5 protein-coding genes are annotated in these 5161 nt (G+C 61.5%); 1 reads left to right on the forward strand and 4 read right to left on the reverse strand.

Annotation, left to right across the window (positions count from 1 at the left end; genetic code table 11):
- Window positions 1-76 precede the first annotated feature (76 nt).
- Entirely contained in the window at window positions 77-934 is an 858-nt protein-coding gene (copD, locus tag QMX91_RS28865) for a copper homeostasis membrane protein CopD (protein ID WP_098968230.1), read from the reverse strand.
- Window positions 935-937: 3 nt separating this feature from the next.
- A complete protein-coding gene (gene copC / locus QMX91_RS28870) occupies window positions 938-1300 on the reverse strand; it encodes a copper homeostasis periplasmic binding protein CopC (protein ID WP_098968231.1) in 363 nt (120 codons plus the stop codon).
- Window positions 1301-1438: 138 nt separating this feature from the next.
- Here copC and QMX91_RS28875 point away from each other — a divergent pair, with 138 nt between their 5' ends.
- Complete coding sequence (locus QMX91_RS28875) at window positions 1439-2059, forward strand: TetR/AcrR family transcriptional regulator (protein WP_007965266.1); 621 nt, start codon at window positions 1439-1441, stop codon at window positions 2057-2059.
- A 329-nt stretch (window positions 2060-2388) separates the two neighbouring features.
- Here QMX91_RS28875 and preA read toward each other — a convergent pair whose 3' ends face one another.
- Entirely contained in the window at window positions 2389-3663 is a 1275-nt protein-coding gene (gene preA / locus QMX91_RS28880; RefSeq protein ID WP_135295491.1) for an NAD-dependent dihydropyrimidine dehydrogenase subunit PreA, read from the reverse strand.
- Window positions 3664-5031: an NAD(P)-dependent oxidoreductase gene (locus QMX91_RS28885; protein ID WP_282413760.1), complete on the reverse strand. Its 1368-nt coding sequence runs from the start codon at window positions 5029-5031 to the stop codon at window positions 3664-3666.
- Window positions 5032-5161: the final 130 nt, after the last annotated feature.

Below are 5161 nucleotides of genomic sequence, written 5' to 3' on the forward strand. Positions count from 1 at the left end.
GCGGTGTGTCAGGCGATATTTTCGTATCTGATACACAGCCTTCGCGAGCAAGCCCGCTCCCACAGTCTGATTGGGTTTATCCAGCAATCATCGGCGGCAGGGTACCGAGCAGGGAGACGGCCGCCACCGCACCCATCCCCAACAACCACTCCAGCACCACACTGCGCTTGAGCGCGCCCATCCGCTGTTCGCAATCATCAATCCGCAAGCGATTGAACAGCGCCAGCGCGAGCATGCCCAGCACCAGCAAGGCCTTGATCAGCAGAATCAAGGCAAACCCTGCAAAGAGCGGCGTCGGCCACCATTGCCCGGTCAACACGCGCACGTTGATCAACCCGGTGATCAGAAGGCCGCCAACGATCGCATAACCGACACCGCTGAAGCGTTGCAGGATCCGCCCCATCGCTGTGCTCGGCTGACGCAGGATCAACACCAACAGCAACAAGCCGCCCAGCCATGCGGCGACGCAGGTCAGGTGAACGATCTGGTTGAGGATCAGCAGTTGCCCGCTGAGGCCGTCGAGCATCGCGCCGTGACCGACCGGCGCCAGGGTCGCCAAGAGCAGCGCGCTCAAGCCCAGGCGCAGCAGCACATTCGAACGCCACGGCGTGAACAGCAGTGCCAGCAACAGCGCGTTGATCAGCAGATGCCAGCGCCAGACCTGGCCGAAAAAGGTGTTGCCGAGCACCACGCCAACAGTGTCCGGATCGAACGCTGCCGCCGCCGAACCGGCCATGCTCGCGGTGATCAACAGTGCCCAGGTGACACCGCTGACCAACGCAATCGCGGTCAGCCAACGCGCCAGTCGCGCCAGATGCCGATCCAATGTTGGCACTGGTGCCTTGAGCAGCAACGGCCGGAACAGCCAGGCGCCGAACAGCATCAACACCGCGCTGAAATGCACAAAACGGCACAGCACCAGCGCTTCACTCATGAATTACTGGCCAACCTTGAACTGGTAGGCGCCTTCGCTCTTGTGTGTGTCGACCGACACCGCGTGCCATTCGACTTTGTATTCACCGGCACCGAGCGGTGCGGCAGGGGTGACGATCAGGGTTTTCTTGTCGCCTTCGGTGGTCAGCGGTTTGATTGCGACCGGGGCGCCGTCGTGGGTCAGGCTGACTTTGGTGAAACTGGCTTCGACGCCTTCAGAAAAGGTCAGGCGCAGATCGGCCGGCGTGGCGACGGTGCTGTCGGCGGCCGGGGTGGCACTTTTCAGGTGGGCGTGGGCGAAAACCGAAGATGCGGCGAACAGCGAAGCGAGCAGGGCAGTGGTGGTCAGGACGTTCTTGAACAGCATCGCGGATACCTCTGAGGCAGGACAAAGAAGCGCCAGTTTAGCCATGCGCCGGCCTTCATACGAAGTTTTGTTTGCAGCGGTCGCCCCGAGGCCAGAGCGGATGCTAGTCTTCAACAACGTCGTTGTCAGGGAGCCCTCATGGGCAATCACAAGATCGAGATTCGTCGCAGTAACGTCGAGAAAATCCTGCTCGCGGCGGAAAAAGTCTTCGCCGAAAAAGGTTTCGGCGGCACCGCCATGGCCGACATCGCCGCCGAAGTGCAGCTGCCGCGTTCCAACCTGCATTACTACTTCTCGACCAAAAGCGAACTGTACAGCGCGGTGCTGTTCGACCTGCTGGAGGTGTGGAAACAGGACGCGCTGTGCTTCGAGATGTTCGATGACCCGCGGGTGGTGCTCAGCAGCTACATCCGCGCCAAGATGAACCACTCGCGCAGCCGGCCGCACGGCTCGAAAGTCTGGGCCAACGAGATCATCCACGGCGCGCCAACGTTAGGCGAGGCGCTGGATGTCAGCCTGTATGACTGGGCGAAAATGAAGGAAGCGAAGATCCGCCAATGGGTTGAGGACAAGCGGATTCTGCCGGTGGAGCCGTCGAGCCTGCTGTACATGATCTGGGCTTCGACCCAGCATTACGCCGACTTCGATCATCAGGTGAATATTCTCAACGAGCATCAACCGCTGTCGGACATGCAGTTCGAGCGGGCGGTGCAGACGGTGACCAGTGTGATTTTGCGCGGGATCGGGTTGGAGCCCTGAAGCAAGAGCTGACCCTCACCCCAGCCCTCTCCCGGAGGGAGAGGGGGCCGACCGAGGTGTCTTGCGAGTTACATCGACCTGAAAAATCCAGTCGAATATGGACTCAAAAAGCCGTCCGTGCCTGTGCATGCATCGATTTTGGATTCAAAGCCGTCCGTGCCTGTGCATGTATCGATTTTGGATTCAAAGCCGTCCGTGCCTGTGCATGTATCGATTATGGATTCAAAGTAAATCGCTCAAGTCGGTGGATTTCTGAAATATCCCCCAATCAGTCCCCTCTCCCTTTGGGAGAGGGTTAGGGTGAGGGGGCTGTTGGATCAGCCGGCGATCTAGACGGCAACGTGGTAAGGATTCCTCGGATCATGATTCCAGTCCAGAAACGGCTTGCCGGTTTCCATCGGCACCATCTCGATACAGTCCGCCACCGGACAAGTGATCTGGCACAGATTGCAGCCGACACACTCATCATCGATCACTTCATATTTATGCGTGCCGTCGGCCTGTTTCAAGCTGCTGATCGCTTGGTGTGAAGTGTCCTCGCAAGCAATGTGGCAACGCCCGCAACCGATGCACGCGTCCTGGTCGATCTTGGCGATTACCTGGTAGTTGATGTCGAGGTACTTCCAGTCGGTGGTATTGCCCACTGCGCGCCCGGAGAACTCGGCGATGTTGGCGTAGCCTTGGCTGTCCATCCAGCGCGACAGACCGTCCTTCATCTCCTCGACAATCCGGAAACCGTGGAGCATCGCCGCCGTGCACACCTGCACCGCGCCACTGCCCAGCGCGATGAACTCCGCCGCGTCACGCCAACTGCCGATGCCACCAATGCCGCAGATCGGCAGGCCTTGGGTCTGTGGATCACGGGCGATTTCGGCGACCATGTTCAGCGCGATCGGTTTGACGGCCGAGCCGCAGTAACCGCCGTGGGTGCTTTTGCTGCCGACGGTGGGCAGGGCGACCATGTGTTCCAGATCGACGCTGGTGATCGAGTTGATGGTGTTGATCAGCGACACCGCATCGGCGCCCCCGCGATGCGCAGCGCGGGCGGCGACACGGATGTCGGTGATGTTCGGTGTCAGTTTGACGATCACCGGTAGCGAGCAATAGGTCTTGCACCAGCGCGTCACCTGCTCGACGTACTCCGGCACCTGACCCACCGCTGCGCCCATGCCGCGTTCGGGCATGCCGTGCGGGCAACCGAAATTCAGCTCGATGCCGTCGGCACCGGTGGCTTCCACCAGCGGCAGGATGTGTTTCCACGATTCCTCGACGCACGGCACCATCAGCGAGACGATCAGCGCACGGTCCGGCCAGTCCTTCTTGACCTGTGTGATCTCGCGCAGGTTGATTTCCAGCGAGCGGTCGGTGATCAGTTCGATGTTGTTGATGCCCAGCACCTCGCGGTTGTTGCCGTAGTGCGCCGAGTAGCGCGACGAGACGTTGACCGCTGCCGGGTCCTCGCCGAGGGTTTTCCAGACCACGCCACCCCAGCCGGCCTCGAAGGCGCGCACGACGTTGTAGGCCTTGTCGGTCGGTGGCGCGGAGGCCAGCCAGAACGGATTGGGCGCTTTGATACCGGCGAAGACTATCGAGAGATCGGCCATTTATGCAGCCTCCACGTTGAGCATCAGTTGCGCGTTGATCGCCTCGGCGGCGAGTTTGCCGTGCTGTACGGCTTGCACGGTGAGATCCTGATCGAGGCTGGTGCAGTCGCCACCGGCATACACGCCGGGAATGCTGGTGCGCAGGTTGTCGTCGACCTGAATCCGTTCGCCCTGACGCTTGAGTTCACGGGCCAGCGGGTCGGCGAGGGCGCTGCTGTCGAAGGCCTGGCCGATGGCTTTGAAGATCGCGTCGGCGACCAGTTCGAAGGTCTCGCCAGTGGTTTGCAGGCGACCGTCGACCAGTTGTGTACGGGCGAAACGCATGCCGCGCACCTTGCCTTGCGAGTCGAGCAGCACTTCCTCCGGTTGTGCCCAGGTCAGCAGGCGCACCTGATTGGCTTTGGCGATGTCTTGTTCGTGACCGGTGGCGCCCATGTCCGCCGCGCCCCGGCGATATACCAGATTCACGTCACGCGCTCCGAGGCGGGCCATTTGCACGGCCATGTCGATCGCGGTGTTGCCGGCGCCGAGGACGATGCAGCGTTCGGCCAGTGGCAGTTGCGTCAGGTCATCGGCCTGGCGCAGTTCGCGGATGTAGTCGGTGGCGGCGAGCAGGCCGGGCGCGTCTTCGTGGGCCAGACCGAGCTGTTTGCTGGCGTTGAGGCCGAGGCCGAGGAACACCGCGTCGAACTGCTGATGCAGCTCGCTGAGGGTCAGATTCTCGCCGAGTATCTGTCCGTGACGGATTTCGATGCCGCCGATCTGCAGGAGGAAATCCAGCTCCTTCTGCGCGTAGTCGTCGACCAGTTTGTACTTGGCGATCCCGTATTCGTTGAGGCCGCCAGCCTTCTCCCGTGCTTCGAAAATCACCACGTCATGCCCGTGCATCGCACTGCGGTGGGCGCAGGACAAACCCGCTGGCCCGGCGCCGACCACGGCGATGCGCTTGCCGGTGCTCGCCGCACGCTGGAACGGGTGCTCGGTGAAGTGCGCGTTGTCCACGGCGTAGCGTTGCAACAGGCCGATCAGCACCGGCGCGCATTCCTGGGCGTTGTTGCGCACACAGGCTTGCTGGCAGAGGATTTCCGTCGGGCAGACCCGGGCGCAACTGCCGCCGAGGATGTTCGCCGAGAGAATTTTCTGCGCCGCACCGGGGACGTTGTCCTGATGGATATTGCGGATGAACGACGGAATGTCGATTTCGCTTGGGCACGCGTTGACGCATGGCGCGTCGTAGCAATACAGGCAGCGCGAGGCTTCCAGATGTGCCTGCCGGGCGTTGAGCGGTGGCGCCAGATCGGTGAAATGGCCGGCGAGGGCGGCCGCGCTTTCGTGCGGATGCGGGAGATGGTTCAGGGTCTCGATCACGGTTTTGTGCCTCACGGTTATTGAGGTTCTCTGCCTCTGATGGGCAGTGGTTTTTGTGTTGTCTGGACGGGCCCCTTCGCGAGCAAGCTCGCTCCCACATTTTGGAATGCGTACACCCTGTGGGAGCGAG

Source organism: Pseudomonas sp. PS01299, from assembly GCF_029960145.1.
Lineage (GTDB): Bacteria > Pseudomonadota > Gammaproteobacteria > Pseudomonadales > Pseudomonadaceae > Aquipseudomonas > Aquipseudomonas putida_A.

What these genes read in the sequence shown, in the direction of transcription:
- preA (WP_135295491.1), bottom strand. Translation starts at nt 3,663, where the DNA reads ATGGCCGATCTCTCGATAGTCTTCGCCGGTATCAAAGCGCCCAATCCG.
- QMX91_RS28875 (WP_007965266.1), top strand. Translation starts at nt 1,439, where the DNA reads ATGGGCAATCACAAGATCGAGATTCGTCGCAGTAACGTCGAGAAAATC.
- copD (WP_098968230.1), bottom strand. Translation starts at nt 934, where the DNA reads ATGAGTGAAGCGCTGGTGCTGTGCCGTTTTGTGCATTTCAGCGCGGTG.
- copC (WP_098968231.1), bottom strand. Translation starts at nt 1,300, where the DNA reads ATGCTGTTCAAGAACGTCCTGACCACCACTGCCCTGCTCGCTTCGCTG.